The sequence below is a fragment of the Eleftheria terrae genome (assembly GCF_030419005.1).
GTDB lineage: Bacteria > Pseudomonadota > Gammaproteobacteria > Burkholderiales > Burkholderiaceae_C > Caldimonas > Caldimonas terrae.
The window spans coordinates 104,093-129,092 of record NZ_CP106953.1; the positions used below are offsets into that span (position 1 = coordinate 104,093).

General features: G+C 67.8%; 19 protein-coding genes and 1 pseudogene. 6 read left to right on the top strand and 14 right to left on the bottom strand.

From position 1 onward, the window contains the following. Window positions 1-381: 381 nt before the first annotated feature. Window positions 382-888 carry a hypothetical protein gene (locus tag N7L95_RS27410; RefSeq protein WP_301260808.1) on the bottom strand — a complete coding sequence of 169 codons (507 nt, stop codon included), beginning with the start codon at window positions 886-888 and terminating at the stop codon, window positions 382-384. 499 nt (window positions 889-1,387) lie between these two features. Between N7L95_RS27410 and N7L95_RS27415 the strand changes: the two genes are divergently transcribed. Both N7L95_RS27415 and N7L95_RS27420 read left to right on the top strand, forming a co-directional pair. Then, window positions 1,388-1,699, top strand: a complete 312-nt coding sequence (locus tag N7L95_RS27415; protein WP_301260809.1) for a hypothetical protein — start codon at window positions 1,388-1,390, stop codon at window positions 1,697-1,699. Window positions 1,700-2,298: 599 nt separating this feature from the next. Further along, window positions 2,299-4,992, top strand: coding sequence for a translocation/assembly module TamB domain-containing protein (locus tag N7L95_RS27420; RefSeq protein ID WP_301260810.1), 2,694 nt, complete (start codon window positions 2,299-2,301; stop codon window positions 4,990-4,992). A 132-nt stretch (window positions 4,993-5,124) separates the two neighbouring features. Here the strand turns inward: N7L95_RS27420 and N7L95_RS27425 are convergent, their stop codons facing one another. After that, window positions 5,125-5,583 carry a fasciclin domain-containing protein gene (locus N7L95_RS27425; RefSeq protein ID WP_301260811.1) on the bottom strand — a complete coding sequence of 153 codons (459 nt, stop codon included), beginning with the start codon at window positions 5,581-5,583 and terminating at the stop codon, window positions 5,125-5,127. 127 nt (window positions 5,584-5,710) lie between these two features. Here N7L95_RS27425 and N7L95_RS27430 point away from each other — a divergent pair, with 127 nt between their 5' ends. Continuing rightward, complete coding sequence (locus N7L95_RS27430; protein ID WP_301260812.1) at window positions 5,711-6,601, top strand: MerR family transcriptional regulator; 891 nt, start codon at window positions 5,711-5,713, stop codon at window positions 6,599-6,601. 458 nt (window positions 6,602-7,059) lie between these two features. Here the strand turns inward: N7L95_RS27430 and N7L95_RS27435 are convergent, their stop codons facing one another. The 7 genes from N7L95_RS27435 to N7L95_RS27465 form a co-directional block, all read right to left on the bottom strand. Next, a complete protein-coding gene (locus tag N7L95_RS27435; RefSeq protein WP_301260813.1) occupies window positions 7,060-10,161 on the bottom strand; it encodes an error-prone DNA polymerase in 3,102 nt (1,033 codons plus the stop codon). 9 nt (window positions 10,162-10,170) lie between these two features. After that, window positions 10,171-11,430, bottom strand: coding sequence for a DNA polymerase Y subunit UmuC family protein (locus N7L95_RS27440; RefSeq protein WP_301260814.1), 1,260 nt, complete (start codon window positions 11,428-11,430; stop codon window positions 10,171-10,173). A 16-nt stretch (window positions 11,431-11,446) separates the two neighbouring features. Further along, window positions 11,447-12,256: a translesion DNA synthesis-associated protein ImuA gene (gene imuA, locus N7L95_RS27445; RefSeq protein WP_301260815.1), complete on the bottom strand. Its 810-nt coding sequence runs from the start codon at window positions 12,254-12,256 to the stop codon at window positions 11,447-11,449. A 192-nt stretch (window positions 12,257-12,448) separates the two neighbouring features. Then, entirely contained in the window at window positions 12,449-13,504 is a 1,056-nt protein-coding gene (locus tag N7L95_RS27450; protein ID WP_301260816.1) for an alpha/beta fold hydrolase, read from the bottom strand. Next, window positions 13,485-14,522 (bottom strand): thioredoxin family protein, encoded by a 1,038-nt coding sequence (locus N7L95_RS27455; RefSeq protein ID WP_363324893.1) that lies wholly within the window; start codon window positions 14,520-14,522, stop codon window positions 13,485-13,487. The genes N7L95_RS27450 and N7L95_RS27455 overlap by 20 nt, the downstream gene beginning before the upstream one ends. Window positions 14,523-14,662: 140 nt before the next feature. After that, entirely contained in the window at window positions 14,663-15,124 is a 462-nt protein-coding gene (locus N7L95_RS27460; protein WP_301260817.1) for a MarR family winged helix-turn-helix transcriptional regulator, read from the bottom strand. Window positions 15,125-15,923: 799 nt separating this feature from the next. Then, entirely contained in the window at window positions 15,924-16,382 is a 459-nt protein-coding gene (locus N7L95_RS27465) for a hypothetical protein (RefSeq protein WP_301260818.1), read from the bottom strand. 68 nt (window positions 16,383-16,450) lie between these two features. Here N7L95_RS27465 and N7L95_RS27470 point away from each other — a divergent pair. Continuing rightward, window positions 16,451-16,833 (top strand): annotated as a pseudogene (locus tag N7L95_RS27470) (transposase domain-containing protein); the annotation flags it as partial. 1,047 nt (window positions 16,834-17,880) lie between these two features. Here N7L95_RS27470 and N7L95_RS27475 read toward each other — a convergent pair. After that, window positions 17,881-18,117, bottom strand: coding sequence for a hypothetical protein (locus N7L95_RS27475; RefSeq protein WP_301260819.1), 237 nt, complete (start codon window positions 18,115-18,117; stop codon window positions 17,881-17,883). A 100-nt stretch (window positions 18,118-18,217) separates the two neighbouring features. Continuing rightward, the gene (locus N7L95_RS27480) at window positions 18,218-19,381 is read right to left on the bottom strand and encodes a tetratricopeptide repeat protein (RefSeq protein ID WP_301260820.1); all 1,164 of its coding nucleotides are present in this window, start codon (window positions 19,379-19,381) and stop codon (window positions 18,218-18,220) included. Window positions 19,382-19,705: 324 nt separating this feature from the next. Between N7L95_RS27480 and N7L95_RS27485 the strand changes: the two genes are divergently transcribed. Both N7L95_RS27485 and N7L95_RS27490 read left to right on the top strand, forming a co-directional pair. Further along, entirely contained in the window at window positions 19,706-20,188 is a 483-nt protein-coding gene (locus N7L95_RS27485; RefSeq protein ID WP_301260821.1) for a RidA family protein, read from the top strand. Window positions 20,189-20,599: 411 nt separating this feature from the next. Further along, entirely contained in the window at window positions 20,600-21,589 is a 990-nt protein-coding gene (locus N7L95_RS27490) for a LacI family DNA-binding transcriptional regulator (RefSeq protein WP_301260822.1), read from the top strand. 61 nt (window positions 21,590-21,650) lie between these two features. Here N7L95_RS27490 and N7L95_RS27495 read toward each other — a convergent pair whose 3' ends face one another. The 3 genes from N7L95_RS27495 to N7L95_RS27505 form a co-directional block, all read right to left on the bottom strand. Next, window positions 21,651-22,889 carry an AGE family epimerase/isomerase gene (locus N7L95_RS27495; RefSeq protein ID WP_301260823.1) on the bottom strand — a complete coding sequence of 413 codons (1,239 nt, stop codon included), beginning with the start codon at window positions 22,887-22,889 and terminating at the stop codon, window positions 21,651-21,653. Window positions 22,890-22,986: 97 nt separating this feature from the next. Continuing rightward, on the bottom strand, window positions 22,987-23,892 hold the full coding sequence (locus tag N7L95_RS27500; RefSeq protein ID WP_301260824.1) for a carbohydrate ABC transporter permease: 906 nt from the start codon (window positions 23,890-23,892) through the stop codon (window positions 22,987-22,989). Window positions 23,893-23,930: 38 nt separating this feature from the next. Further along, window positions 23,931-24,893 carry a carbohydrate ABC transporter permease gene (locus tag N7L95_RS27505; protein ID WP_301260825.1) on the bottom strand — a complete coding sequence of 321 codons (963 nt, stop codon included), beginning with the start codon at window positions 24,891-24,893 and terminating at the stop codon, window positions 23,931-23,933. Between the last annotated feature and the right edge of the window lie 107 nt (window positions 24,894-25,000).

Below are 25,000 nucleotides of genomic sequence, written 5' to 3' on the forward strand. Positions count from 1 at the left end.
CATCAACGCCTTGCGAGCCCCGAGGGTCGACTGCTCCCATGTAAAGTTAAGCGAAGCTTCATGTCGCTGGGGCTGCGGGCAAGGTGGCCCGCTCCGCTGTCGAGCGGTGCACCCGCACGCCGCCAGGGCAAGGGATGACGACCGGGAAGCAGGGGAATCCCGGCTCTTCCTCGGCGGTTCCTTGACGTGATCCCGTGGCCGAGGGTGCAGCCCGGCATGGCTGCCAAGTGCAAGCCCACCTTCGTCCCTGCATCGGTTCCCGACAGGTCTCGACATCGCCATTGGCGGCCTTGCACGGCGGTGCACTGCCGGACGCCGCCCAGGCACTGGCAACGCCCGTGAGGCACGAGGTCCGCGGCCTCACCGGCGTCTGCACCTGCTTTACTTCAGGAAGCTCGGCGTGATGAGCTTGCCCATCTCCGCAATCACCTTGGTGGGGCCGTTGAACTTCATCGCGTCCCAGGAGATGGCGGGCACCCGCTTGCCGGGGTTGTGGGCGAGGCGGTCGGCTTCGCCGTCGTCGCAACCCTTGAGTCCCCAGCGCAGGGAGTCGGCGCTTGCCTTGGCCGGTGGATTGGCCGGGTTGTGGCGGATCAGCTTCTTCTCCAGGTAGGAGTTGTCCTGGATCACCATTTTCGTGCCGTCGTAGACGCGCGTCATTGCCTTCATCTGGGTGACGCTGCAATACACGTTGCTGACCATCGAACGGGCGAACAGATAGTGCTCGGCGGCAGCCGCGTTCTCGTCGGTCGAGTTGCCCGGCAGGTTGCGCCAGTCCTTGATCTGCCGGAACGCGCATTCGTTGCGTTCTGGCACGGTGGGCGCCGCCTTGCACCGGTCGAGATACGAATCGATCCAGCCTTGCACGACAACATCATTGACAGCCATGGCGTCTCCTCAATGGGTGGGGGTGAGCTGCGATTGTGGGAAGCCCCTGTCACCCGGCATCTCCCCAGAAAGGGGGCATGTACCGCATTGATGGGACAACACGACGCGCACCGGTGCGCCCGTGTCCAGCTGAGCAGCGCGTTGACTCCGGGGTGCTGATGCCTGGAGGGCCCGGCGCAAGTACGTGGCCCCCTGGCGGGCTGCTGACGTCAAGCGGCTCAGGGCGCTGACTGGAGAACAATGGCTGAACGGGGTAGGTGGCAGAAGCCGAGCCAGACGTCGGGATCTCCGAGCAGATGGACGCACGGATGTCGGAAGGGCCACCGGGGCGGCGGCATCTGCCGGCCTCGTGCGCGCAACAGACGCAGGGCCCGGCGGCAGGGTTGGAGCATGTCGAAGAAATGCGGCCCGAGCGGTCGACTGGCCCGCACGGAACGGCGCTTATTCGCCAGCAAGCGACCGCTGCGCCGAGCTGCGAGCGGCCAGGCATCGACGCATCATGCGGCGCCGAATCGCCGGCTTCGTCGCATCAACTACTTCCAGAAGATTGACAAGCTCTCTACCTATCCGCTATCCGCTCGAGGCCACTGATGCTCACGGCAAGCCGCTGCGAGTCGGCAGTGCGGTCATCTTGCCGTCGGTGGCGTCATGCGCTGCGGGGCTTCCCCTGGAAAATCAGGCGCGCTTGAACACGATGGTCGGCCAGCGTCGTCGTATCAGCCGGTTCGATCGTGCCGGCTTCGCATGGCTGGGTTTCATTGACGGGGATGATGATTTTTGTCTCTTCCCGGGCGAACTGGCACCGGCGTAGAGGCGTTCGGCGCGCTTGGGGAGACGGTTCGCAGCTCGCCGGCCAAGCACCCGGCGGTGAAAGCGGCCACCACGGTCAACGAGGCATGGAGCTCAAGCTTCGCCAGCGACAGCTCCGCCTGTGGCCGTCGACTGAAGTGCTTGACGGTCGCCGGCGACTTCAGCCACGAGTGCGTCGACATCAGGGTGGCAGCATCCCGGCGTATCCCACCTGCTCGCTTCGCCGAGCAGCACCGCCGCCGCAATGCTGGCGATGCCGTTCAACAACCCACGGCGTCGAGGGCCATCCAGTGACCTTCAACCCCGATGCCTTGCAACCGGCTGGCATGGCGACAGGGGGCCGGTCACCCTCAGTGGCCGCACGTCTCACGACACCGCAAGGCCCCACCAACAATGCGCGTTTGGGGAGGCGGCATCCAACATCGTCGCCTATTGTCCAGCGGTACAGCGCTTCGTTTCGTTGCACCCTACGGTGCCAAGTTCGCAAGGGAGATCGCCATGCACGATGCCCCATCCCGAAGCCGGCCCAGGAATCGAGCTTCAAGGCGCTACACGCATGCGGGTCGTCTCGTTCCTTTCGCTGCTGCAGCAGGCTTGGCGGTGACGGCCGCAGTTGCCAGGGCTGGCGACACGCATTGGATCGGCGCTGCTGGGGCAGAGGCTCCGTTCTGGGACGTGTTCAGCAACTGGTCCGCCGGGCTGCCTGGCTCCTTTGAAACGCGGGCCTTGCTGGGCGCCAGCGATTCAATCCTTCGAGCCGGCACATTCAAGGCGTCACAAGTGATCGGGAGCGGCCGTCTGCAGCTCGCGGGCGGTGCCTTGGAGCTCAGAGGCACCGGGTCCTCGCTGGGACACCTCGATCTGACCGGAGGCCGTCTCGGCGGTGGAGCAGAGGTGAGCGTTGGCACGTTCACCTGGACGGGCGGCGCAATCGGCTCGGCAAGCGGCGACTGGGAAGGCAAGCACACCCTCTTTGTCCGGGGCGCCGCGACCCTCTCCGGATCCCTGAGCCTGCGTGATGGCACCGCCATCTGGTTCAACGGGCCCACTCACTGGAAGGATGGGGTGGCCTCCATCGGCGCGGGCTATGCTTCTTTGAACGTGGACTCTCGCGGCTTGCTTTGGGACGAAACCGTCTCGGGCGACCACACCTTGGGAGCCACATTCGGCGTGCCGGGCGAGCTGCGTATCAAAGGTCGTTATTTGAAGACGGGCGCCGGCTCGACCACCGTCAGCCTGTCGAACGTGAACGTCGACCCGGGCGGCGCGCTCGACATCCGAGGCGGGCAGTTTCTGCTGAAAACCGAGTTCGGCGGCTTGGACAACCAGGGCGATCTCATCCTCGCGAATGCCAGGCTGTGGCTGGCTGGCTACCAAACCGGTTTCCGCAACAGCGGAAGGGTGCGTGTCCTTCGCGGTGGAATCATCGACCTCGATCCAACTGAGGGGGGCGTCGACAGCGTCGGCACGTGGATCGTGGAGCAAGGCGGACGGGTCGTTGCCTCCGACGCCGGGCAGCACGGTGGCCCGCCAATACCGGTGTTTGCCTCGGTCTTTGCCGGCGGCGCCATCCACAACGAAGGGATTTTCACCTTCCGCGGTGGGGCCTTCGGAGCCTCGACGCCGTCCGGCTACTTCGTCCTCCGCAAGGAGGTGGCCATCTCCGGACGTGGCACATACGAGGCGCTGGATGGGGTGGATCTGACGATCGAACGGGACCTGAACGTCGGAGGCCTGCGCATCGGTCAGCCTCACCCCTATAGTCCCGATGCCCCGTCGGGAGAGCATCATTTTTCACGAGTCGCAATCAAGGGCAGCGTTCGCGTCGACCGACTGGATTGGGAAGACGGGTACTTCGACCCCAGCGGCCCGGTCACCGTCGCGGGTCTCGCCCGCCTGTCGAACGATTGGTCAACCTGGGGCGGTCAGCCCCCGCGCTTCCAGGGCAAAGAGATCAACACCACCTTCAACTTGCTCGGGCACACGATCTGGGATGGCGACGGCAGCCTCGTCGGGACGGGCGAGATCAGGGTGGCGGAGGGGGGGCGTTTCGAGGACCACAATGCGCGCGGGACGCTGGAGCACGAAGGTGGCTGGCGGCCCGGAACGACGCGAGTGGCTGTCAGCCTGTTCGCCAATGGCGGCCGCTACGAAAAGTACGGCGCCGGTACGACCGTCATCCAATCACGTTTCTACAACGCCGGCAGCGTCGTGAATACAGGCGCCGGGCCGCTCGTGTTCGCCGGGCCGCTCGACAACAGCGGCACGCTGGAGGCGGTACGCTCGCGCCTGTCCGTTTGGGGCCCGCTGAAGCAGTTGCAGGACAAAACGCTCACTGGCGGCCGGTATGTGGCCCGCGACGGCGTGCTCGTCTTCAACCTGCCGGTGGGGCAGGATCCAATGGTGCCGCCCAGCATCGACGCGAACGCAGCCACCCTCGTGCTCGACGGACCGCAGGCCCGCATGGTGACTCCCTGGCTGGGCACGGACGCCGATGCGCTGGGGCGGCTGTACAAGAACACGGGCCGCATCGAGGTGCTCAATGGGGCTGACCTGAAGACCGAGGTCATCTTCCACCACCACGGCGAGTTGTGGGTCGCCGGCGGCGGCATGGTCCACACCAGCGAATACTTCAGCCAGTCCCAGGAGCAGAACCAGCGTGCGCCGTCGACATGGCTGGACGGCAGCATCGAAGCACCGTGGATCGGGTTTGCGGCCGGCAGCCTGGGGCCTGGCACGCAGGGCGGGACGGGTACGGCGAGTCTGGCGGGGAGTCTGTCGTTCGGGACGGCCAGCCAACTGCTGCTCGATGTTCAGGACGCGCAGGACTTCGACCGGGTGAGCGTGAGCGGGAAGGCCCTTCTCGCGGGCACCTTGAACGTCGATTTCCTCGGCGATGCGCCGGTGACGGGGCGCTTCCGTGTCCTCAGTGCGGCGCGGGGCATCGAGGGCCGCTTCGAATCGCTGACATCCAGCCTTGACCCCGCCATGTTCCGCCTCAGTGCCGCGTACGCGCCGAACCATGTGGACCTGACGGTGAGCGCGGTACCAGAGCCCGGTTCATGGGCCCTGGCGCTGGCTGGATGGGCGGTGCTTTGCGTCCGGCGCGGCTCACGGGCCACTGACAGCCGGCATCGAGACAGCCGCAGATCGAGACGAAGCGTGCGGGAGACCGGCACCCCAACGGAGGCCGCAAGCGGCTCTCCCTTCATATCCCCTTGCCGGCGGATGGCCACAGAACCGCTGGCGGTGCGCCGCAAGGCGAGCCGGCCGGATTCCCCGGCCGCCACCTGACGGTGAGCACGTTCCCGTCTTCGGCATCGCGGACAGCGGGATCACGGCAGGCGCTGGCAAGCTGATCCGCGACGAGTTGCGCGGTGTGGCAGGGCCGTGGGCGCGGCGGCCCGGCCCTGCGCAACGCCAGGTTCAGGGCTGCGGCAGCACCACGCTGTCGATGACATGGATCACGCCGTTGTCGGCCGCGATGTCGGCCTTCACGACCCTGGCCTTGTCGACCATCACGCCGCCGTTGCCGGTGCTCACGGTCAACTCGCTGCCTTGCACGGTCTTCACCTTGCCGGGCTTCACATCCTGCGCCATCACCTTGCCAGGCACGACGTGGTAGGTCAGCACCGCGGTCAGCTTCTCCTTGTCGGCCAGCAGTGCATCCAGCTGGGCCTTGGGCACCTTCGCAAACGCAGCATCGGTCGGCGCGAACACGGTGAACGGGCCCTTGCCCTTGAGCGTCTGCACGAGGCCGGCCTTTTCCAGCGCGGTCGCGAGCGTCTTGAAGTCGCCGGCCGCCACCGCGGTGTCGACGATGTCCTTCGCCTGCGCGCCTGCGGCGGCAACGACCAGGGCAGTGAGGGCGATGATCTTCTTCATGGAAGCTCCTTGAGTGGAAAACAGGTGAGGGTGGACAGAAGCCAGGTTTGTCCTGGACAAACAGGCTGCTGGCGATAAGATAACTCCAAATCAACGAATAGGCAAATCTTTGTCCAGGACAAACAACATGGCGACCGGTTTCACGATCGCGGCGGTGGAACGCGACGTGGGCTTGTCCAAGGATGTTCTGCGCGTGTGGGAGCGGCGCTACGGATTTCCTGCTCCCGCGCGCGATGCCAACGGGGAGCGCCTGTATCCGGCCGACCAGGTCGACCGCCTGCGCCGCATCAAGCGCTTGATGGACCAAGGCCACAGGCCGGGCCGTCTGCTGACCCTGCCTCCCGAGGAACTCGACGCCCTGACCTCGGCTGGCACGCCGGCGGCCCAGGACGACGGTGGTGACGGGCTCGCCGCGCTTGTCGGCCTGGTCAGGCGACACGAAAAGGACGCCTTCCTGCAAGCCCTGCAGCAGCGCCTGGCGCGCGAGGGTCTGCAGCGATTTGTCCAGGACACGGTCGCACCTTTGGCTGGCCGCATCGGCGCGGACTGGGAGGAAGGCCGGCTGCAAGTGTTCGAGGAGCACCTCTTCACGGAGCTGACCGGCCGGGTGCTCCAGCAGGCCATCGCGTCGGTGCCCGGCGGCCGGGCGCCTCGCGTGCTGCTGACGACGGTGCCCAACGAGCAGCATGCGATGGGGCTGCTGATGGTCGAGGCGGTGCTCGCGCTCGAGGGCGCGACCTGCATCTCGCTCGGCACCCAGATGCCCCTGCTCGAGATCGCCCGCGCGGCCGACGCGCACCGGGTGGACCTCGTGGCGCTGTCGTTCTCCGCCGCCTTCCCGGCGCGGCAGGTGGCTGGCCTGCTGCACCAGCTGCGCGCCCTGCTGCCTGCGCAGGTCGGCTTATGGGCCGGCGGAAGGGGGGTGTCGCGTGCGACTGGCGCCGAGGGGATCCGGGTCCTGCACACGCTGGACGAGGCGGTGGCCGCCGTGGCGGCGTGGCGCGAAGAGCCGGCCTGAGGACGCGGCTGGCGCGCGGCCTTCAGGGGATCAGCACGCTCGAGCCGGTGATGCGGAGGGGCTGTGTCGCAGTACGGGGGCGAGGCCGATCGAGCGCACTGGGGCGGTTCGAGATTGGAAGGCGAGACTGTAGAACTGGTGCCCGCCCAGGGCCGCCCGTCCACCGCCCTGACCGCCAGGGGTGAATGGGCCATCAGTGAACGGCGCGCCGTCTGCCCGGTACCGTTGAAGATCGGCCGGGACGTGGGCGACCTGCGTTGTGCCAGCGGCCGCCACCGCCTCCCGCATCTCTTCGGAGTTGCACCGAACTTCTTGTTCCAGTAGGGACAGCGGCTGGCGGCAGTGTCGCTCGTTCTCTCACTCCTGATCCAAGGACCGATGCGATTGAGGTGGGTGATGGGCAAAGGGCACGCCACCTGCTCGAAGGAGGGCGAGTGTCCTACACTGGCTGTCGAGCGTCAGCGGAAATCGCGACTCGCCGTGGCCAGTCTTCCTAGCAGTGGCGTCAGATCCTCCAGTCGGTGCGCCACCAAATGACGCACCTCGCCGTCGCGCTGCCATACCCCGTACACCGCCATCAGCCGCGACTTCAGCAGTGTGTCCCGCTGCTTGTCGCGCACCGACCGCCAGACGATCACATTGGTCTGACCCGTCTCGTCCTCCAGCGTCACGAAGATCACGCCGTTGGAGGTGCTCGGCTGCTGGCGCATCGTCACGATGCCGCAGGCCCGTGCCAGCCGCCCGTTGGGAAACCCCCGCATCTCCTCGGCCGTCAGCAACCGGCGCTCGCGCAAGTGAGGCCGCAGCAAGGCCAGCGGATGGCGCCGCAGGCTCAACCCCAACGAGGCGTAGTCGAACACGATCTCTTCGCCTTCGGCCGCCGCTGGCAGTTCCAGGACGTCTTCCTCGAACGGCGCGTCCTCCAGCAACCGGGGCACGGCGAGCAGGGCGGCTGCGTCCCATACCTGCTGCCGCCGATGCCCCGACAAGCTCATGAGCGCATCTGCGGAGGCCAGCAAGCGCATCTCGTGCACATCGACCCTTGCCCGCCGTGCCAGGTCTTCGGCGCTGGTGAAGGGGCGCACCTGCCGTGCCGCCACGATGCGCTGCGCCGTCTCCTGCTTCAGTCCCCGCATCAACTGCAGACCGATGCGCACGGCCGGCGTGTGGGGCAGGTCTTCGAGCGTGGACTCGACTTCGCTGTACATCACATCCGGCGGGCGTACCTCCACCCCATGGCGTTGCGCGTCCTGCACCAACTGGCTCGGCGCATAGAAGCCCATCGGCTGCGAGTTCAGCAAAGCCGCCAGGAAGGCGGCCGGCTCATGGCATTTGATCCAGCAGCTCGCATAGACCAGCAGCGCAAACGAGGCCGCATGGCTCTCGGGGAAGCCGTATTCGGCGAAGCCCTGGATCTGCGCAAAGATCTGCTCGGCGAACTCGCGCTCATAGCCCCGCTGCGTCATGCCATCGATGATCTTGTCGTAGAAGCGCTGCACGCCCCCCTTGCGCTTCCAGGCGGCCATTGCGCGCCGTAGCTGGTCCGCCTCACCGGGCGTGAAGCCGGCGGCGTCCTGCGCCACCTGCATCACCTGCTCCTGGAAGATGGGCACGCCCAGCGTCCGACCCAGCGCGCGCTCGAGCCCCGGAGGGTAGGTCACCGGCTCCAGGCCTTGCCGGCGCCGCAGGTAGGGGTGCACCATGCCGCCCTGGATGGGGCCGGGCCGCACCAGGGCGACCTCCACGACCAGGTCATAGAACCGCTCCGGTTTCATGCGGGGCAGCATCGCCATCTGCGCCCGGCTTTCGATCTGGAACACGCCCACCGTATCGGCCTGCTGGATCATCCGGTACGTCGCCGTGTCTTCGGGTGGCACGTCCTGCAGCTCGAACTCATGCCCCCGTCGTCGGCCGATGAGATCGAGCGCCCGGCGCAGGGCGCTCAGCATGCCGAGCGCCAGCACGTCCACCTTGAGGAGGCCCATGGCATCCAGGTCGTCCTTGTCCCACTGGATCACCGTTCGATCCGCCATCGCGGCGTTCTCCACCGGCACCATGCGGCTGAGCTGGCCCTGCGCAATCACGAAGCCCCCCACGTGCTGGCTGAGGTGCCTCGGGAAGCCGCGGATCTGGTTCACGAGGTCGACAAACTGGCGGGTCGCCAGGTCGTCAGGGTCCAGCCCCACGGTCGCCAACTGCTCCGGGGGCAAGCGGTGCCCATCGAAGTGCTGGTGGCTTTTCGCCAACCGGTCGATGGCGGCCGCATCGAGGCCGAGCGCCTTGCCGACGTCCCGCATGGCACTCCTGCTGCGGTACATCGTCACCACGGCGGTCATTCCTGCCCGGTCGCGGCCGTATTTCTCATAGATGTACTGGATCACCTCTTCGCGCCGCTGGTGCTCGAAGTCCACGTCGATGTCGGGCGGCTCGTTGCGCTCCTTGGAGATGAAGCGCTCGAACAGCGTGGACGTGCGGGCCGGGTCCACTGCAGTGATGCCCAGGCAGTAGGCGACCGCCGAGTTGGCCGCCGAGCCGCGCCCCTGGCACAGGATGTGGCGCGACCGCGCGAAAGCGACGAGGTCGTGGACCGTGAGGAAGTACGCCTCGTACTGCAGCTCTGCGATCAGCCCCAGTTCATGCTCGATCAGCTCCGCCACCTTCTGCGGGATGCCACCGGGATAACACCGGCCTGCGCCCTCGTAGGTGAGCCGCCGCAGGTAGCCGGCCGGGGTCTCGCCTTTCGGCACGATCTCCTGCGGGTACTCGTACTTCAGTTCGTCGAGCGAGAAGGTGCAGCGGCTGGCGACCCTGATGGTTTCCTGCAGCAATTCGGCCGGATAGATCTGCGCCAGCCGCAGGCGCGAGCGCAGGTGGCGCTCGGCATTGGGCTGCAGTTCGTAGCCGCAGTCGGCCAGCGGCTTGCCAACGCGGATCGCGGTGAGCACGTCCTGCAGTGGCTTGCATGAGCGCACATGCATGTGGACGTCGCCGGCAGCCACCAGCGGCAGCCCGGTCCTGCGCGACACGTCTCGTGTGGTGGCAAGCCAGGCCGCATCATCGAGCCCGTGCAGCAACTCGACCGCCAGCCACGAGCGCTGCTCGAAATGATGAGCCACCCACCGGGCTTGCGCGAGCACGGCGTCGGTCGAGGCGCTTCGGCTCGGCACGTAGAGCACCAGGCAATCGGCCAGTGCCTCTGCTCGCAGGTCGTTCAGATGGGGCCGTTGGTACTCGCCCTTGGTGGCCGCACGCCGCAGTTGCGTGATGAAGGCACTCAGGTTGCCGTAGCCCTGCCGGTTGCAAGCCAGCACGACCAGCTTGAACGGGGCGTTCGCGAGGATCTCGAACTCGCTGCCGATCAGCAGCTGCAGGCCCGCCTCCTTGGCCTCCAGGTGGGCTCGCACGACGCCTGCCAGCGAGCACTGGTCGGTGATGGCGATCGCGCGATAGCCGAGCGCCTTGGCGCGTGCCACCAACTCCTCGGCGTGCGAAGCCCCCCTGAGGAACGAGAAGTTGGACAGGCAGTGCAGCTCGGCATAGGCCGGCAGAAACGCAGACACGGCGTGACCTCATCCAAAGATGCCATGGAGGAACCACGGGCTGCGCTCGTCGCTGCGGAGGTCCCGCTCGCGGTAGACCCACAGCAGGCCCGCGTGCTGGCTGGCCATCACGTAATAGTCGCGTGTCACAACGCTTGCGCCGGTGGCCGCGGGGTCCCACCAGCCGGCTTCGATGCGGCTGGGGCCGGCGATGGTTTCGAGGGGGCCCTGGTAGAGCGGCCGCTCATCCCTCAGGGCGAGGCGGATCGGTGGGTCCAGCAGCCAGGTCGGCAATGGCAGGTCGGCGGGCATCGCCACCGCTTTGCGCGGTACCGGCTCGCCAGCGGGTTGCCATGTCTGCGCGCACTCGGGCCGGTGGTCGGCGCGCAGCACCGCGCGCTGCACCCGCTCGGGCCCGAGCCGGGCGGCGACGCGCTCCATCAGCTGCAGCACCGATTCACCCCGGCGGCTGGCGTCCTGCAGCAGGGAGCCGCTCTGTACCGCCAATGCCTCCACATCATCGGCGCGCAGCCGGATTTCCTCGACCGACGCGGCGAGTTCGACTTTGGCCAGTTGTTCGGCCAGCAAACGGGCCAAGTGCCCGGTCTCGCGGGTCGTCTCCGCGGTGCGGATCTCCAGTTCGGCGCTGGGCGGTGCGTCGCGTCCCCGATGGAAGTCATGCAGCCAGATGAACGTGAAGCAGTGCACGCCGGCCTGGCGGGCGGCGAGCCAGCCGGCCATCTGCTCCAGCAGGCGTTGCCCGCCAAGCAGCAGGCCCTCGGCGTGCTCGACCCGGCTGGGCAACTCCAGGCGAGCCTCGAAACGCTCGGGCAGGGTGAGCCACTCGAAAGTCTCGGGCCGCAGCCCGTAGGCTTGGTCCAGGCCTTCCAAGAGGGCGTGCCCGAGGCGCCGGCCGACACCGCCCCGTGGCAGACGGCGCACGTCGCCCAGGCAGCGACAGCCCAGGCGGGCCAGCGTGGCTTCGCAGGCAGCGGCCTCCGTCACCGTCGTCAACGGCAGCGGGTCCAGCAGCGCCGGCAGTGGCCCGCCAAAGCCGTTTTCCCTGCCGGCGCGCGCCAACGCCAGCGCTGCGCGGGCGGTGGGGGCCCGCGCCACCGCCGTGCAGCCCAGGGCCAGCGCCGTCTGCTGCAGGCGCTCCCACAAGCGGTCCTCGCCACCGAACAAGCGCCGGCTGGCGGCGGCCTCCAGCAGCACCGCTTCGTCGAGCAGCGCAACGCGTGGGGTGAACTGCAAGGCCCACCAGCCGATGGCCCGCTGCTGCGAGGCCACGGCCCCGGCGCCGGTCTCAGAAGGCGTTCGCGGGCTCGGGGACGACAGGAACGGGGGAAGTGTCAGTGCCACCCAGTACAGCATGGTGGCTCTCCAGAGAACGACGGCCCCCCGGCTGCAGGCGAGCTGCAGCGAGGCGGGCCAGCTGAGGCGAAACGGCGGCGAGCGTCAACTCGCCTTCATGAACAGGGCCGCGGCGCTTGGCGATCCGCACCCGCAGCGTCCACGCCGTGCCGAGCGAGACCACCAGCCGCAGCGGTGCGGCGGAAGCATCGCGCAGTGCGAGCATTGGCCGCATCAGAAAGACCGGCATCTCGGCCTGAGCGGCACAGCTCTGCAGGCGGCGGATCTGGGCGGGCCGCACCTGAGGCAGCCAGGCGAGCACCGCGCCGAGGCCATCGGCCTTGACGGCCTGCTCGGTGGCCCACAGTCGCTCGGCCGGCGTGTCGGCCCGCACACGGACCAGGTGGCTCTCTGGGAGCCCGGCCAGGCGCAGGCCAGGGCAGTAGGGCGCATGAGGAGCGCCCACCAGCCACAGCGGGCGCTGCGACGTCGCCAGCCGACGCAGTGCCGGCCCGAGGAGTCGCCATTCCGCGAGGCCGTCCTGAGCTTGCAGGATTTCGGTCACCGCGCCCAGGGGCCATCCACTGCCCGGCAACTCATCATCCAAGCCATTGAAGCCGGTGCTTACTGTGAGTTGCACGCCGCGCGACAGCTCAGTACCGCGCCACAGTGAAGACTCAATCGCTGGATCCAGTGACTCCAGAACGGTCTCGGCGCACCGATCGGCAGGCAGACGAGGGAGAGAGGAAGCAGCAGCAGACATGCGAGAACCTGTTTATATATACAGTATCTCACCGCCTGGTTCTTGTCGAGTCAGGCGGATGCTTACGCACTCGACACGAGAAGAACCGCACACGGTTGTTCCCCAACGGACGGGCCGCCGTGCGGCTGCAGGCGGCACTTCACATCTTCAGTAAGGTAGGCAGGTGAGAGGGGGCTGCCAAAGCGGGGCGAGCTAGGCCTTGGCGATGTCGATCACCGCCTGGGCGAACGCTTGCGGTGCTTCCTGCGGCAGGTTGTGGCCGACACCGCCGGACAGCTGCCGGTGCTCGTACCGGCCGATGAAACGTTTCGCATACGAGGCCGGGTCAGGGTGGGGGGCGCCGTTCGCGTCGCCTTCCAGCGTGATGGTCGGCACCGTAATCGCCGGTGCAGCGGTGAGCCTGGCCTCGATGCCGTCGTACCGGGCTTCGCCGGGCGCCAAGGCAAGCCGCCAGCGATAGTTGTGGACCGCGATCGCGACGTGATCCGGGTTGTCGAGCGCGCGTGCGGAACATTCGAAGGTGGCGTCGCTGAAGTGCCATTGTGGCGAGGCCTGCTGCCAGATCAGCTTGGCGAAGGCGCGGGTGTTCTTCTCGTAGCCCAGGCGTCCGCGTTCGGTGGCCAGGTAGTACTGGTACCACCACTGCAATTCAGCCTGTGGCGGCAGGGGCTGCAACGCTGTTTTGGGATTGGCGACCAGGTAGCCGCTCACCGAGACCAGCGCCTTGCAGCGCTCCGGCCAGAGTGCTCCCAGGATGCAGGCCGTGCGCGCGCCCCAGTCGCAGCCGGCCATGACGGCCCGCTCGATGCCCAGCGCGTCCATGAGTGAGATCACGTCCACCGCGAGCGCCGCTTGCTGTCCATTGCGCGGCGTGTCGTGCGAAAGAAAGCGGGTGCTGCCGTAGCCGCGCAGGTAGGGCACGATCACACGATATCCGGCCTGTGCGAGCAGGGGGGCGACGTCCACGTAGGTATGGATGTCATACGGCCAGCCGTGCAGGCAGATCACGACCGGACCGTCCGCAGGGCCGTCTTCGGCATAGCCCACATTCAGCACGCCGGCGTTCACCTGTTTCAGTGCCGCGAAGCTGCTGCGGGATGCAGCGGCCTGCGCGCGGGCCTGTGGGGCGAGCAAGCCGAACGGCATCGCCAGCCCGGCAACGGCCGCCGCACCGAACAGGCGCCGGCGCCCGGCATCTATGGGTTCCATCTTGAAGCTCCTCTCTTGTCTAGCCAAAGGTGAAGGCATACACGCGCACGCCTGCATCGAGAAACTCGATCTCGAAGGTTCTCTCGCCGGCCGAGGCGGCCTGGCGCACGAGTTGGTACAGGCGCTGTGCATCGACGATGCCGCGACCGTCGGCATTGGTGTCCGTGCCATGGTCGGCGCCTGGCGCGCGGCCGTCGATGCGCACGCGGAAACGGATCGGATGGCCGCTGTCGCTGGCCATCACCAGGTGCAGGTCACGGGCACGGAAACGGTAGGCGATGCGTCCGCCCGGCTGCCGCCCCAAGGCGTATTCCTCGCCGACCCGCCATGCGCCAGACAGCGTCCACTGGTTGGCATGGAGGCTCGGTGCTCCGGCATACACCTGGTCGCCCGGGCGCAAGCCGCCGTGCGTGGACACGAAGCCGCTCGCGCGGGCGGAGCCGATGTAGGTCTCGTCGGATTCGGCCTGCTCGGGGTTGGCCGCTGCCTGGGTGCCCTTGCCCACCGGAGCCACCAGCCCCGTGGCCGTCAAGTCGCCGCGGCCGGCCTCGCGGAGCAGCTGCTGGATCAGCCGCTCGGCGTCTGCGTAGCGGCCTTCGCCGTATTGGGAATGGCGGATGCGCCCCTGCGCATCGACAAAGTACAGCGCCGGCCATGCGCGGTTGCCGAAGGCACGCCAGATCGTGTAGTGGCTGTCCAGCGCCACCGGGTAGCCGATGTCCAGGTCCCGCACCGCGCGCAGCACGTTGCCCGGCTGCTGCTCGAACTCGAACTCCGGCGTGTGCACGCCCACCACGACAAGGCCCGCTGCTTGGTACTTGCGCGCCCATGCCCGCACATACGGCAGCGTGCGCAGGCAGTTGATGCATGAGTAGGTCCAGAAATCCACCAGCACCACCTTGCCGTTCAGGGCTTGCGGCGTCAGCGGAGCCGAGTTGATCCAGCCCGTCGCGCCGTCGAGCGGCGGCATTGTGGCCGGGGCGGAGGTGACCACGCCAGGCAGGCAGAGACTGGCTGCCGCCGCGATGCAAGCCAGGTGGAACAGTCGCTTCTTCATGCTCGCCTTACGCTTGTTTATCGAATTCGATTTAATCGCATGCGATGTGGTCTAGACGCATCGGCTCGGTTGTCAATCGCGTGCAGGTCAATCGCACGCGACTGACATGAGCGCCGCCGCAGCAGTGTGGCGGCACCGCTTCAGTCGATCGGGCGTTGCATGGACTCCAGCAGGCTGTCGCGCAGTCGGCTCACCGCCTTCTGCAAGCTGCGGAACTCCTTGGCGCCGAGCCCGGTGGCGGCCACGAGGTTCTTGCCGCGGGCCTGTTCACGCAGCCGCCTTCCTTTGTCGGTGAGGCCGACGACCACCACGCGTTCGTCGGTGGTGCTGCGCTGGCGACGCACGTAGCCCATGGCCTCGAGCTTCTTCAGGATGGGGGTCAGTGTGTTGGACTCGAGGAAGAGCTTCGTGCCCAGTTCGCTGACGCTTTGGTTGTCCTGCTCGTGAAGGCAAATCAGCGTGATGTACTGCGTATAGGTGAGCCCCAGCTGCTCAAGGATGGGCCGGTACGCCCTGCCGTATGCGAGGTTGGCCGAGTAGATGGAGAAGCAGAGAAAGTCCGACAGCGCTGCGTCGTCGGCGTTCGATGAACTCAGGCCCATGCTTCGATCCCCAATGTCATGCATCCTTGATGCCGCAAATTGTATCGCGCGCGATTTAAGCGAACGCTCGGTACTGCCGGCCGGTGCAACGGCCGAGCGAGCCATAGCCGTGGTGGCTGGCAAGGTCCGAAGTGCTGCAGGCGCCGACGGTGGCCTGAAGAAGGGCGACATGGCGCTGTTCCCGGCATCCGACCTCTTTGCCCACGGGCAACCCGGCTTGATGGAGGCCCGAGGATGTGCCTGGAGCGTGGGCGATGGGAGCGGGCAAGTTCACCGGGGAGCAGATCGCGTTCGCGCTGAAGCAGGCTGAGCAGGGACGTGCGTCGAGGGGGTATGCCGCGGGATCAGCCGTCAGTGACGCGACGTTCCAAGAGTGGCGTCCAGACACTGGCGCGGTGGGACCCGATGGCGTCTGCTCCACCGCGATGGCGAGGCAGGTGTCCCGCGCCACCGGGCCTGCCGGCCGCCCCGGGTAGCACGAGCCGGTTCAGCCGGCCTGCTCGCGCGAGCGGCGGCGCTGCGCCCAGGACCCCGAGCGGTCGTTCCTGACGTCCCGCATCGGATGGCTTTCAGAGGACGGAGCCGAGCTGCTGGAAGGTCTCAAACAACGGTTCCGTCCGGCAGCATCGCCTTGCAGGCAGTCGCGATCGTCCTGCCTGAACAAACTCGACCGATTCGGCGGGGCGAGGAATGGCACCACCTTCAGGATCTCCAGCGCGACGACTCACCTTGTTCTTGGAGATGCAGGCAAAAGCAAGCCAGGAACCGTACCTTGACCATGACCTGTGTGCCGACCCGCTCAGACTCCCATGAAGTCGCGCCAGTTGTCGCCCGTGGGATAGCTGTCAATGGACATTGCCACTTCCTCGACGCTGATCACTTGGCCGTGGGCTTCCACTCGGCCATGCATGGCGATCTCCCATGTGTCACCCTCCCGCACGGGCTCCTCGTCATCCCATCGGGTGATGATGGCAAGAACGTCGCACGAAGTGCCGGCGCCGATTCTGATGCTGTCGCTTCCGCGAGGGAAGCGGACGCCGACTCTCGACATGCGTCCGTCCCCGAAGCGGTGTTCGTTCGCGATCCCGGTGGCCGCAGGAGACAGCCAATAGTCGCTGCGACCCGCATCGCGCGTGATCTTCGCGATGACGCGGTAGAGCACCTGATACATGTGGACGTTCTCAAAATCCTGGATGTCGAGCAGCATACAGAAGCCGAACAAGTTCTCGCCCGGGCTGCGTGAGCGCGCGGTGTGCATGTGCGGCTTGCACGTTCGGAAGTAGTCGTAGGCGGTGGCAGTCGCTTGGTCCAAGTACTGCCCCGGGCAGCGACGCTGGACGCACTGACTTCGTTCTCGAGGCGCTGGAGCAGGCGTTGTACGCCTGCCAGCCCGAGGTCCGGTAGGGGCCGATCTGTCACTCGGATAGGGCGGGAACGACGTCAGCATCTGCTACACCGAGCGGCTCGCCGAGGCAGGCATCGAGTCCTCGGTTGCCAGGCAGGGCCACAGCTACGGCAACGCCCTGGCCGGGACCATCAACGGGCTGTACAAGGCCGGGGTGATGCACCGGCGCAGCTGGAAGCCACGCAAGGCCATCGAGCTTGCCAGGCTCCATCGGCGAGCTGGGTTCAGCCATCACCGTTTGATGGCGCCGCTGGGCTACATTCCGCCGGCCCAAGCCGAGGCAAACGACCACCGCCAACTCGCCGGATCGATCGGCCGGGATGGCCTGAGCACTTTGACCGACCCGCCTCCACGGATCGCAGGGCGGTTCACTCGCAGCACGGGCGCATGACAGAGGGATGGTGTGAACCGCCGGAGCACGTTAGGCTGCTGGCCTTCCCATTGACCACCGGCCTCATGAAAATCGCAAGCTCTGCCCTCCTGAGCGTTCTCGCCGCCGCGCTCCTTCCGTGCTTGACGTTCGCCCAGCCCTCGTCAGTCGTTGGCGAGCCCCGGGAACTCTCCATGGGCTTCCAAGAAGCTGCACCACCGGCTCCAGGCACCTTCCAGCTGGCCTTTGTTGGCTATCACGATACCCGCTGCCCTTCGGACGTTCAGTGCGCTGTGGCCGGCGAAGCAAGAGCCTTCTTCTGGCTGACGGGGGAGAACATCCGCCCTCAAGTGGTGGTGCTGCCATGGAGCAGTGGCGAGCAGAGCTGGAGGCACGCCGCCAGAGCCGGCAGATACGAAATCCGTTTGCTGTCCTTGGAGCCCCGGCCGATGCACAGCAGGCCGGTTGCACCGACCGAATACAAGGCTGTCATCGAGGTGAGGCCACGTCAATCGTCCAAGGTGTCGACGGCGCGGTAAGGCCCAACTCCTCGCCACGCCGACGGTTCACAAGAACTTCACGAGTGCACTGCCGCGGGATGACCGCCGCATGAGGCTTTGGAGAGGCAGGGCCGGCAGACCGCGGAGGGGCCGGCGGCACGCACAAGGGCGCAGCGGGCAGTGCCGCTGGAGTACCGGGTGGCCTCGGTAGGCAAGCCCGTGGTGGCGCCCGATGCACCAGCGACAGCCAGGCGGCCAAGCGGCGTTCAACAACCCCTCGCTGGGTGCATCCTCGCAGCGGCCCCTGACGGCGGCCGGGGTGCCGATGGCCTGGGTCCGCATGTGTAGCTCGGGCCTTGAGCATGCCCATCCCCGCAAGAGAGGAGTGGCTCGGCCTGGCCTGGCAGCTGCAGCAAGCCGGCCTGTACTCCGCCTTGCCAGCGCCCCGCGCTCGAAGCCGCCCCGGGCGGCGTGACCGGTTCTAGATCCGACCGTTGCGGATATCGTCGATCGTCAACTCGATGAGCCGGCGCTGTTCCCTGAACGCGGCCAAGGCGTCCCGCATGGTGGCGAGCAACCGTTCGCTGTCCTCGAGTGCCCCGCCGAGGCTCGCCAGCTTGGCATGCTGCTGCTCCACCGTGGCGAGATGGGCTTCCGCCTCCGCGATCTGACGATCCGCATCGGCCAGGTGTCTCAGTTCCGTCGCCAGGTCCGGCATGGACAGTCCTTCATCGTTGCACGGTCTCGCCGTGGCATGCCACCGGCCATCACCGCTGTGCATGACGGTCGTTGCACGGGCTTGCGGGGCCGGGGCGCCCTTAGCGTACCGGTCGACCGTCTGCTCTCAGGCGGGCCAGCTTTGCCGCATAGCGGCCTCGCTCGTCCGCGGTGGTGCTGCTTTCCAGTGCCAGCTCGAGCTGGCGGCGTGCCACTTCGGCCCGGCCGAGCCTGAGCTGCGCCACCCCCAGCCAGAAGTGGAACTCCGCCTGGTAGGGATCGCGTGCCACTTCCTTCTCGAACCAGGCACGGGCGGCTTCCGCGTCCCCTGTCCTGAGCGCGGCCATGCCCAGCTCGAAGTAGCGGTAGGGCGGCGCGGCTTCCAGCGTCGAGAGCCGGCGTTGCAGGGGCAGCGCCTCCGCGGGCCGGCCCTGCTGCGCCAGCAGCTGCGCGAGGTTGGCCAGGGCGCGGGTGTTGTTGGCATCGCGCCGCAGCACTTCACGCCAGGCCCGTTCGGCCGGCCCTGCGAGCCCGCGCCGCAAATAGACCACGCCCAGTGTGTTGTAGGCACCGGTGAACCCGGGGTCTTGCACGACGGCCTCGCGTGCCCACCAGTAGGCTTCGTCGGTGCGGCCCTGCACCAGGGTCTCGGCGGCGCGGTTGTTCATGTACATCGCCACGATGGTGTCCTCGCTGACGACGCGCGTGCGGAGTCCCCGCACGTCCTCGGGCGGCAGGAAGTCCACCGTCACCGACTGGCCGGCGTCGCGCCGGCTGCGCGCGTCCATCAGCCGTCGCCCGAGCGTGACGTTGACATGGCCGCTCAGCAGGTAGAGCCCGCCACTGCGGCTCCAGCTCTCGTCGATCAGCGCACTCTGGAACTCCACCGGCAACTCCAGCGCCTTGGCGAAGGCCGCCGTCATGATGACCAGCGACAGGCAGTTGCCGGAGCGGCTGACAAACGCCTCGGCGGCATTCTTGGTGACGGAGCTGTCGTACTCCAGCTTGAGCTGGCCCTGCCGGTAGAGCGCCGCCAACAGGCCTTTCAGGCGGCCCTTGTCGCGCAGCTGGGCGGCAATCTCGGTGTCGAGGTAGCGTTGCATCGGTTCGCTCAACGCAAACACTTCCGCACGCGATACCGGCTGCGGCGGCGCCACGAAGTGGTCGTCCTGGAACAGCTGGGGCGGCCGCGGCTGCGCGACCTCCGGAGAATGGTTGCAGCCCGACAGCAGCGTGCAGAGCAACAGGACGGCGAGCAGGCGCACGGACAACTCCTGTGGGCCACGGCGACCGCCGTGGCGCGTTCTGTGGCGAGTATGCGCCTGACGGGCGGTTTCAAGAAGGCGGGTGAACACCGGCCCGTGCCGGAGCCGTCGCCAGAGCCGCTGCGGCCCGGCGGTGGCAGCGACGCCGCTGCCAGCTGCTGGCATGGCGCTCGCCGCTCGCGCAGTGAGTGCTGCGCCGTGCCGCCCGGGGCGCGGGTCGTCTCACGGGCTGAAGGGCCGCCCGCGGCCATCGCGGCACTTGACCTCAACCGCGGTTGAGGCGGCATGCTGTGCACGGCTTCTCCACCACGACTCAGGACCCCCATGTCGATCTTCTCGTCTTCCAACGCCCTGCGGCCGGCCGCATCGCTGGCCTTCATCAACCCGCCGGGTCTCTACGACCCGCGGCCGAATGGCTACACCCATGTGGTGATTGCCGACGCGCCGTCCCGCCTGGTGTACATCGCCGGGCAGGGCGGCGAAAACGAGGCAGGTGAGCTGGCCGACGATTTCGGCCTGCAGGTCGAACAGGCCTTGCGCAACCTGACGCTGGCCCTCGCGGCGGCTGACGCGACCCTGGCCGACGTCGCCAAGCTCACGGTGCTGGTGGTGGACCACAGCGAATCCCGCCTGCGCATCCTCACCGATCGATTGCGGGCGGCCTGGGGCAGCCGGCCGGCACCCGCCTGCACGCTGATTCCGGTACCCCGGCTGGCACTGGACGGCATGTTGTTCGAGGTCGAAGCGACGGCGGTCCTGCCTGCATCGGGAGTGGCAGGGGACCAGGGCGGCGGCGGGGGCGACTGAGCGACTCGCTCGATACGCGCGGCGCGCCGGGATGACCCGATGCCGTCTGCCTCTGCATTTGCATGTGCGTGTGCATGTGCATGTGCAGCCCCCGGCATGCCGTCGGACCGGCGTCGGCGGCCATGCCGGGCGCTCGGCTGGGCCCGCTTCTTCAGCAACCTATCCACCTTCCTCCAGCCAGGCTAGGCCTGCCCTGCGTTGCATTAGATCCGCCGCCCTGCGAGCCTGCAGGGGCGCCGAGCAGCGCAACCTTCAGCCGCCGCCGCACCAGCCCTCACGGCATCGGCGCTTCCGCCCGGCCGCGCCGTGGGTCGGCCGTATACTGCGGCCCGGTTTACTAAACCTCGCGTTCTGTTTCAGTTCCGGTGCTTCTCCACCGGTGCAGGAGAGGTCCAGGATGCCCCACGCCACATGACTACAAGAAGCGTCACACTGCGCGACATCGCGGCCGCGGCGGGGGTGTCTGTCGGCACCGTCTCGCGCGCGCTGAAGAACCAGCCGGGGCTGTCCGAGCAAACCCGTGCCGAGGTGCTCAAGGTGGCAGAACGCGAGGGCTACGATCTGGCCAAGCTGCGCCCGAGCCGGCGCCGGCTGCTGTTTCTCATCAACCGTTCGCATGCCAAGCTGAGCGACAACCCGTTCTATTCCCGCGTGTTGCAGGGCGCGGAAGACGCCTGCCGCGAGGAGGCGGTGTCGCTCAGCCTGTTGTCGCTCGGGCCCGACGACCCGATCGCCGAGCTGGTTCGGCGCCATGAGCCGGACGCGCTGTTGTCGGCGGGGTTCTTCGAGACGGCAATGCTGGAGCAGATCCGTGCGACCGACCTGCCACTGGTGCTGGTGGACCACCATGCCGCCGGCGCCTTCTGCGTCAATGACGACAACCTGCTGGGCGCCTGGCTGGCGGCCCGGCATCTGATCGAGCAGGGCTGCCAGCGCATTGCGATGATCAGCGGTCCGCTGGCCCACCACTCGATCGCCTTGCGCTACAAGGGCTACCGCAAGGCCCTGTTCGATGCCGGCCGCCTGGCCGATCCTGAACTGGAGGTGAGCCTCGACCCGTCGCTGCCCTATGAAGACGCTGCGGTCAACGCCATGCAGCAGCTGCTGGCACTCCCGCAGCGCCCGGACGGTGTGCTGGCCTACAACGACGCCACTGCCCTCACCGCGATGCAGCACTGCCTCGCCGAGGGCGTGCGCATCCCGCAGGACATCGCCTTCGCCGGCTATGACGACATTGCCGCCGCGGCACGCTTTCGCCCGTCGCTCACCACCGTGCGGGTGGACAAGGAGGAGCTCGGGCGGCTGGCGGCGCTGCACCTGATTCGCGGCCACCTGGCCCCCGGGGAAGACCTGCGGCCGGTGGAGCTGCTGGTGCGTGACAGCTCCCGGCGCCGGAGATGACGCGGCCCAGGCCAGGGGCGGCCTGCCGTGGTCGGTTGGCGCACCGCGCCGCTTCGGGCGCTCACTCGGCCGCTGGCGCCAGCCGCTGCATCATCTCCAGACAGGCGCGGGCGTGGTGATAGGGGCATTCCCAGGGGCCGGCCTTCAGGTGGCCGGCAACGGGGCGCCCCTGCTCGTCCAGCTGCTTGAACCAGTCGCCGCCGCGGGGGTCGGTGAAGTGGGCGGTGATGTAGTCCCAGCAGCCGCGTGCGGCCTGTGCGAAACGCAGGTGCCCGCTGAGCGACCAGGCGTCGTGGAAGCCGACCATCGCCTCTGCCTGGCACCACCACTGCCGCGTGCGGTCGTCGGCTGCCCCGGTCGTGCCCTCGGTCCAGAGTGAGCCGTCCGGCGCCACGCCGCGCTCGAGCACGGCGCTCGCCACCTGCGGCACCAGTTCGCGCACCCGGGCCCGCCGTGCCGGGTCGCCCAGCACCTGGGCCGCACGGTGCAGCAGCCAGGCAGCTTCGATGTCATGGCCATAGGACACGCGGTCGCCGATCGGTCTCCAGTCGCGCTCGAAGAACATGCCGAAGGCGCGCTGTTCGGGGCGCCAGAGGCGCGCCAGGAACAGATCGACCAGCTCGCCCAGCCGGTCGGCGACGGCCGGCTCTGCGGCCACCTGCTGCAGCTCGGTGAAGGCTTCGAGCAGGTGCAGCAAGGTGTTGGTCGTCTTGCAGGCGTCGGGCTCACGCTCGGACAGGCGCAATCCGGGGGCCGGCTGCCAGTCGCGGCGGCAGCCTTCGTAGTAGCCGCCGTACTCGATGTCGCGTGCCGCTTCCAGCCGCGTGAACAGGCGGCGCGCCAGGGCCAGCGCATCGGGCTGCCCCAGCCGGGCGTAGGCGGCCGAGGCGTAGATGGCGAACGCCTGTGCATAGCTGTGCTTGTGGTCCTGCAGGGCGCGCCCGTCGGCGTCGACGCTCCAGTACACGCCCTCGTGTCGCTCGTCCCACAACACGGTGCGCAGCCACCGCCAGGCATGGGCCGCCGTGTCGAGCCAGGCGGCCTGGCCGCCGGCGCGGGCCGCCGTGGCAAAGGTCCACAGCACCCGTGCCCCGAGCACCGCGGTGCGCGGCAGGTCGTCGCGCAGGCGGCCCTCGGTATCCCGGCCGCCAAAGAAGCCGCCGCGCGGGTCGCGCATCGGCCCTGCCCAGTACGGCAGGATGCAGTCCTGCAGTTCACGGTGCAGGCGCGCATGCCAGGCGGTGTCGTCCTGGCCGCGCAGCAGGACGCCTGCGGCCTGCGGGTCGGAAATGTCGGTCATGTCGATCTCGTCGTGAAGAAGGCGACGCGAAGGCGGGCCGGTCCGCCTCGCTGCAGGCCGGCCAAGCGGGCCGGCGCGAAGGGCTGGGTGAGCGGCCTCACCCCTTGGAGGCGCCGGCGGTGAGTCCGTCGATGAATTGGCGCTGGAAGGCGAGGAACGCCACGATCGCCGGCAGGGAGACGAGCAGCGAACCGGCCATCAGCACGCCGGCCGACTGCGGGTCGAAGGTGAGGTTGCCGGCCAGCTTGCCCAGCATCAGGGGCAGCGTCATGTGGGAGGATTCGTTGACGACCAGCAAGGGCCACAGGAAGTTGTTCCACTCCGCGATCGCCACCGGGATACCGATGGCGGCCAGCGACGGCCGTGTGATGGGCAGCACGATGCTCCACCAGATGCGCAGGGTGCCGGCGCCGTCCATCGTCGCCGCGTCGATCAGGTCGTTCGAGAGCGACAGCATGATCTGGCGGAAATAGAAGACCACGAAGGCCTTGGCCAGGCCCGGGACCAGCAAGGCCTGGTAGGTGCTGATCCAGCCCAGGTCGGTGACGGTGATGAAGTTCGGGATGATGGTCACCTCCCACGGCACCATCATGCTGGCCAGTAGCAGGTTGAACAGCAGGCGGCTGCCGGGGAACGGGCGCTTGACCAGCACGAAGGCCACCAGCGAGGCCGCCAACAGGCTCACCGCGGTGACGAAGAGCGTGACGCCCAGGCTGTTCAGGTAGAAGCGCAGGAAGCCACTCTGGTCCTCGGTGTGCTGCAGGATGCCGGCCCAGTGGCCGTCCCGCGGCTCGGCCGGCGTGTAGCCCCGGTCGTGGAAGTTCTGCAAGGTCGGCCGCTCCACGATGAAGGTGGGCGGTTGCTGCACGAGTTCCGGGACCGTCTTGAACGCGCCGATGGCCATCCAGTAGTAGGGCAGCAGCACGCTGACCACCAGGGCCAGCAGCGGCAGACGCGCCAGCGTCCACCAGCGGGAGGATGTTTCATTGGGCAGGAGGTGCATGCTCGCTCTCTCTTGAAATGGACGCTCGCGGGCTGGGCTCAATGGCTGTCATGGGTGCGGCCGAGCCGCAGGTTCACCAGGGTCAGCAGGAAGAGGATGGTGGTCAGCACCCAGGCCACCGCGCAGGCGTAGCCCAGGTTGAGCTGGTTGTACCCGTGGTCGAACAGGTAGCTCACCAGCATCAGTGCCGAATCCAGCGGACCGCCGACGGCGCCCACCGTGCCGAACAGGATGTAGGGCTCGTAGAACACCTGGAAGGAGGTGATCATCCCGGTGATCAGCGAATAGACCAGGGTGGGTCGCAACAGCGGCAGCGTGATGTGCAGGAAGCGCTCGGCTGGCGTGGCGCCATCCAGCGCAGCGGCTTCGTGCAAATCGGCCGGAATGCTGCGCATGCCGGCCACGAAGATGACCATGTTGTAGCCCATCGCGGACCACACCGCGATCATCGTCAGCAGCGGCAGCGACCACGCCGGGTCGCCGAGGAAGCGCACCGGCTCCAAGCCGAGCACGGCGCGCACGGTGTTGAAGAGCCCGTAGGGCTCGGAGTTGGCCAGGTACTTCCAGACCGAGATCACACCCACCCCGCCGGCCACCGACGGCAGGAAGAACGCCACCCGCAGCCAGCGGTGCGAGCGCCGTTGCGAGCCCCAGGCCACCGCCAGCGCCAGGCCCAGCAGCACCGAGATGATGGACACCATCACCATGTACAGCGTCGTGTTGGCCAGCGCGCGGTAGAAGCGATCGTCCTGGAACAGCTCGATGTAGTTGCCGAGCCCGATCCAGCGTCCCGCGTCGGTGGCGTGGTAGTCGGTGAAGCTGAGGTAGGCGCTGCGCAGCACCGGCCAGATGCCGAACAGGCCGAACAGGGCGAGGAAAGGCGTGATGAGGAGGACGTTGCCGCCGTGCCGGCGCAGCGCGCGCCGCAGGCGGTGCGCCGGCACCGGCCGCAAGGGGCTGGCAGGCAACGGCAGGGGATGGTCTGGGTGGACGGTGTTCATGCAAGACATTCCGGTTCGGCCGCTGTCGGGCTGGGGGTGGACCCTGCGCGACAGCGGCCTGGCACCTGTCGGTACTGTGGGGGGGAACCGCGCGTCGTGTGCCACCC

Excerpts from the sequence above, each read along its gene's own strand:
- N7L95_RS27410 (WP_301260808.1), bottom strand. The coding sequence starts at position 888 with ATGGCTGTCAATGATGTTGTCGTGCAAGGCTGGATCGATTCGTATCTC.
- N7L95_RS27415 (WP_301260809.1), top strand. The coding sequence starts at position 1,388 with ATGCGGCGCCGAATCGCCGGCTTCGTCGCATCAACTACTTCCAGAAGA.
- N7L95_RS27425 (WP_301260811.1), bottom strand. The coding sequence starts at position 5,583 with ATGAAGAAGATCATCGCCCTCACTGCCCTGGTCGTTGCCGCCGCAGGC.
- N7L95_RS27430 (WP_301260812.1), top strand. The coding sequence starts at position 5,711 with ATGGCGACCGGTTTCACGATCGCGGCGGTGGAACGCGACGTGGGCTTG.
- imuA (WP_301260815.1), bottom strand. The coding sequence starts at position 12,256 with ATGTCTGCTGCTGCTTCCTCTCTCCCTCGTCTGCCTGCCGATCGGTGC.
- N7L95_RS27450 (WP_301260816.1), bottom strand. The coding sequence starts at position 13,504 with ATGCCTTCACCTTTGGCTAGACAAGAGAGGAGCTTCAAGATGGAACCC.
- N7L95_RS27455 (WP_363324893.1), bottom strand. The coding sequence starts at position 14,522 with ATGAAGAAGCGACTGTTCCACCTGGCTTGCATCGCGGCGGCAGCCAGT.
- N7L95_RS27460 (WP_301260817.1), bottom strand. The coding sequence starts at position 15,124 with ATGGGCCTGAGTTCATCGAACGCCGACGACGCAGCGCTGTCGGACTTT.
- N7L95_RS27465 (WP_301260818.1), bottom strand. The coding sequence starts at position 16,382 with ATGCACACCGCGCGCTCACGCAGCCCGGGCGAGAACTTGTTCGGCTTC.
- N7L95_RS27475 (WP_301260819.1), bottom strand. The coding sequence starts at position 18,117 with ATGCCGGACCTGGCGACGGAACTGAGACACCTGGCCGATGCGGATCGT.
- N7L95_RS27485 (WP_301260821.1), top strand. The coding sequence starts at position 19,706 with ATGTCGATCTTCTCGTCTTCCAACGCCCTGCGGCCGGCCGCATCGCTG.
- N7L95_RS27490 (WP_301260822.1), top strand. The coding sequence starts at position 20,600 with ATGACTACAAGAAGCGTCACACTGCGCGACATCGCGGCCGCGGCGGGG.
- N7L95_RS27495 (WP_301260823.1), bottom strand. The coding sequence starts at position 22,889 with ATGACCGACATTTCCGACCCGCAGGCCGCAGGCGTCCTGCTGCGCGGC.
- N7L95_RS27500 (WP_301260824.1), bottom strand. The coding sequence starts at position 23,892 with ATGCACCTCCTGCCCAATGAAACATCCTCCCGCTGGTGGACGCTGGCG.
- N7L95_RS27505 (WP_301260825.1), bottom strand. The coding sequence starts at position 24,893 with ATGAACACCGTCCACCCAGACCATCCCCTGCCGTTGCCTGCCAGCCCC.